Origin of the sequence: Tepidiforma sp. (assembly GCF_026419595.1) — a bacterium.
Classification (GTDB): domain Bacteria; phylum Chloroflexota; class Dehalococcoidia; order Tepidiformales; family Tepidiformaceae; genus Tepidiforma.
This window is the reverse complement of the sequence record NZ_JANZZD010000056.1, coordinates 1-2703: the sequence shown is the minus strand read 5'-3', so window position 1 is coordinate 2703 and position 2703 is coordinate 1. Positions and strand designations below refer to the sequence as shown.

Here is a 2703-nt window from a genome sequence, read left to right as displayed (position 1 = left end):
TGGGGAGGGCGGCGAGGCCGAGCGTGGTGGCGCCCCATCCGATGGGGGCCCCGATGCGGCGGCCCACTTTCTGGCCGTACTCGATGCTGGGGATGCTCGCATACGGCAGGCGGTAGGACCTGCCGGCGAAATGGAACACGGCGGCGTCGCCGGTCAGCTCGACGCGGCCTTCCGTGCCTTCCGGGACGTCCGTCCACATGCCGCCGAGGTAGCGGACTTCCCTGCTGCCGACTCCGGCAAGCGCAGCGGGCGCCGCCAACAGCAGCGGGAAGATGGTTCTGCGGGTCATGGAAATCACTTGCAGAAAGACCTCCTATGGCCTCAGCGTGCGGGAGCGGCAGGCTCACAGGATGAGCCGCCGCGGAAATTTCCCGACCTACCGGGGGCCGCGCTCCGCCCGCGGCTGGTCCGGCGCAGGCATCGGGCAGAATGACGGCGGCAACCGCGGGAGTGCGCAGACCGGGCGCAGGCGGAATGACGGAACCCGCCCGGGCGCGGGCCGATGCAGGGCAATTGCCGCCGGGGGCGGAATGTCATTCCCCGCTGTCGGCGCCGCGCATCGAGCGCCAATCGAGCTCTTTCAGGAAGCGCGGATTTTCGCGCCACTTCTCGCTGACCTTGACGAAGAGCTCGAGGTAGACCTTCCTGCCGAGCACGGCTTCGAGCTCGAGCCGCGCCGCCGTGCCCGCCTCCTTGAGCCTCGCTCCCTGCGCGCCGAGCACGATCGCCTTCTGCCCGGGACGCTCGACGTGGACGGTGGCGAGGATGCGGAGCAGCTTTGGAGAATCCTCCCAGGCATCGATGGTGACGGCGACGGAATGGGGCACTTCTTCGCGCGTCAGGTGGAGGATCTTTTCGCGGATGATTTCGGCGGCGAGGAACCGTTCGGGCTGATCGGTGAGATGATCGGCCGGATACCAGGCGGGCCCTTCGGGCATCCGCTTCAGGATGGCCTCGCGCAGCTCGCCGAGGCCGTCGCCGGTGAGGGCGGAGATGGGGAGGTATTCCTCGAAGCTGTGCCACTGGCGGTACTGGTCGATGAGCGGCAGCAGCAGCGATTTCGGCCGCACGGCGTCCACCTTGTTGAAGACGGCGAGGGCAGGGGCGCCGCTCTTGCGGATGAGCTCCACGGTGCGCTCGTCGGCGGGCGAGACTTTGCGGGTGCTGTCGATGACGAGCAGGAGCAGGTCGCGATCCCTGAGGGCTTCGGCGACGGACTCCATCATCCAGCGGTTGTAAAGGGTGTCGGCGTCGTGGATGCCGGGCGTGTCGAGGAAGACGACCTGGGCCGAAGTTGTGGTCCAGACGCCCTGCACGAGGGTGCGCGTGGTCTGGGGCCGGTCGCTGACGATGGCGAGCTTGGCGCCGACGAGGGCGTTGAGAAGGGTCGACTTGCCGGCGTTCGGGCGGCCGAGGATGGACACGAAGCCCGAAACAAATTTTTTCGATTGCGTTTTTTCAGCCCTGCGCTTCACGATCCTGCTTCTCCTCCGGGGACTCTGAGGCGCGGATGCGGACGCGGTCGACGCGGTAGTCGTCCGAGGAAAGCACCTCGATGCGCAGCCCCTGCTGCTCGATCACCTCGCCGGGCTTCGGCACCGAGCCGTGCCACTCGCTGACGAGGCCGCCGACGGTGGTGGCCTCGACGTCGTCGCCGGGGCGGAAGCCGAAGTATTCGTGGAGATGGTCGAGGTCGAAGGCGCCGGAGACGGTGATGGAGCCGTCCTCGCCGCGCTCGACGTCGTGCTGGGGCTCGTGCTCGTCGCGGATTTCGCCGAAGACCTCCTCGACGAGATCCTCCATGGTGGCGAGGCCGGCGAGGCGGCCGTATTCGTCGACGACGTAGACGATGTGGATGCCGCGCTCCTGCATCTCGCGGAGCAGCGCGGCGACGGGCTTGGTCTCGGGCACGGCCTCGATGGGCCGCATGAGGTCGCGGATGGTCTTCGTGCGGCGCTGCTCCTCGTCGAGCTCGTAGAGGTCGCGCACGTGAACGAAGCCGATGATGCGGTCGATGGAGCCTTCGTAGACGGGGATGCGGGAGAACTGCTGCTCGCGGGCGAGGCGCCGCAGGTCGTCGAGCGAGGAGCTGACCTCGATGGCGACGATCTCGCGGCGCGGGGTCATGACTTCGCGGACGCGCTTGTCGCCGAAGGCGACGACGTTCTGGATGAGGCGCGAATCCTCGCGCTCGAGGATGCCCTCCTCTTCGCCGGCGGAGATGAGCGCTTCGATTTCCTCGGCGCCGGAGGAAGGCGCCTCTTCCTCTTCCGGCTGCCCGAGCTCGAAGAGCTTTTCGAGGAAGGCGAGGCTGGCCGTGACGGGGCGGAACAGGAGCGCGAGCAGCCGGTAGAGCGGGACGAGAGGCGACATCCAGCGTCCGGAGCTGCGCCGGCAGAGCGTCTGCGGAATCACGTAGGAGGCGGCGACCATGACGAGCCAGGCCGAGACGGCGGCCTCCAGGCGGCCGGTCCACGAGGCGCCGCCCGAAGCCATGACGAAGGCGGCGCCGCACAGCACGAGGAGCGTGTGCTTGATGAAAGAAAAAACAAAAGCGCCCTGTTCTGTTTCAAAGCCGAGCCGCGGCTGAAGCTCCTCCTTGAAGTGCGCGAGGGCGCGGGTTTCGCGGGTGCGCAGGCGCAGCGACTCGAGATAGAGGAGCTGGAGCGAGCCGACGGCGGCAAGCAGCGCCCCGAACAGGAG

The 2703-nt window shown here is 67.9% G+C and carries 3 protein-coding genes; all 3 read right to left on the bottom strand.

Features of this window, described 5'->3' with window-relative positions:
- Positions 1–289, bottom strand: a 289-nt coding sequence (locus N2041_RS14205) for a hypothetical protein (RefSeq protein ID WP_297679234.1), incomplete at its 3' end; no start/stop codon positions are given.
- Between the two features lie 244 nt (positions 290–533).
- On the bottom strand, positions 534–1424 hold the full coding sequence (era, locus tag N2041_RS14200) for a GTPase Era (protein WP_297679233.1): 891 nt from the start codon (positions 1422–1424) through the stop codon (positions 534–536).
- Positions 1425–1458: 34 nt separating this feature from the next.
- A partial coding sequence (locus N2041_RS14195) for a hemolysin family protein (protein WP_297679232.1) occupies positions 1459–2703 on the bottom strand: 1245 nt, incomplete at its 5' end.